Annotated in this window: 1 protein-coding gene; it reads right to left on the reverse strand. The window is 68.1% G+C overall.

Features of this window, described 5'->3' with window-relative positions; translation table 11 throughout:
- Positions 1-44 precede the first annotated feature (44 nt).
- Positions 45-767: a 1-(5-phosphoribosyl)-5-[(5-phosphoribosylamino)methylideneamino]imidazole-4-carboxamide isomerase gene (gene hisA, locus HC022_RS27565; protein WP_008883600.1), complete on the reverse strand. Its 723-nt coding sequence runs from the start codon at positions 765-767 to the stop codon at positions 45-47.
- Positions 768-941 lie beyond the last annotated feature (174 nt).

Genomic DNA, 941 nt, shown 5'->3' on the forward strand with positions numbered 1-941 from the left:
GACCTTGCGCTCTGAGGCGCGACTGAGGCGCGCTTGGCGGCGCCTCAGTCGCGCAGCAGCTTCAGCGCCTCGCGCAGGTCGATGGCACCATCGTAGAGCGCCCGGCCCGAGATCGCACCGTTGAGCGAGGTGCCGCAGTCGCGCAGCGCCTTGAGATCCTTGAGCGACGACACCCCGCCCGAGGCGATGACCGGGATGGTGACCGCGCGGGCGAGCGCCGCGGTGGCCTCGATGTTGGGGCCCTGCATGGCACCGTCGCGGTTGATGTCGGTGTAGATGATGGCGGCGACGCCCGCGTCCTCGTAGCTCTTCGCGAGCTCGATGGCGTCTACGTCGGTGACCTCGGCCCAGCCCTTGGTGGCCACGCGGCCGTCCTTGGCGTCGATGCCCACGGCGATCTTGCCGGGGAACTCGGCCGCGGCCTCGCGCACGAGGGCGGGGTTCTCGACCGCCACGGTCCCGAGGATCACCCGCGCCAGCCCCTTGTCGAGCCAGCGCTCGATGGTGGCCATGTCACGGATGCCGCCGCCGAGCTGGGCGGGGGTGTTGGTGGTCTTGAGGATGGCCTCGACCGCGGCGGCGTTGACCGGCTCGCCGGCGAAGGCGCCGTTGAGATCCACGAGATGGAGCCACTCGCAGCCGGCGGCCACGAACTCCAGCGCCTGGGCGGCGGGGTCGTCGTTGAACACGGTGGCCTTGTCCATGTCGCCGCGAAGCAGGCGCACGGCTTTGCCGTCCTTGAGGTCGATCGCAGGGTAGAGGATCATTGCTGTCTGCTCAGTGCCGTTTTCTTGATCGTTTCATGACGCCGGGTCGCACATTATCGGACCCGGCGTCAATATTGAACGAAAACCCCGGCGGGTGCCATGCTGCAAGTCGATTTGCTCGACGGGAGGAGAGGAGCGATGAAGAAGGTGACGGCAATGGCCTGCGGACTGGCG

Source organism: Salipiger sp. HF18 (assembly GCF_011806505.1).
In the GTDB taxonomy this organism is placed as follows: domain Bacteria; phylum Pseudomonadota; class Alphaproteobacteria; order Rhodobacterales; family Rhodobacteraceae; genus Salipiger; species Salipiger thiooxidans.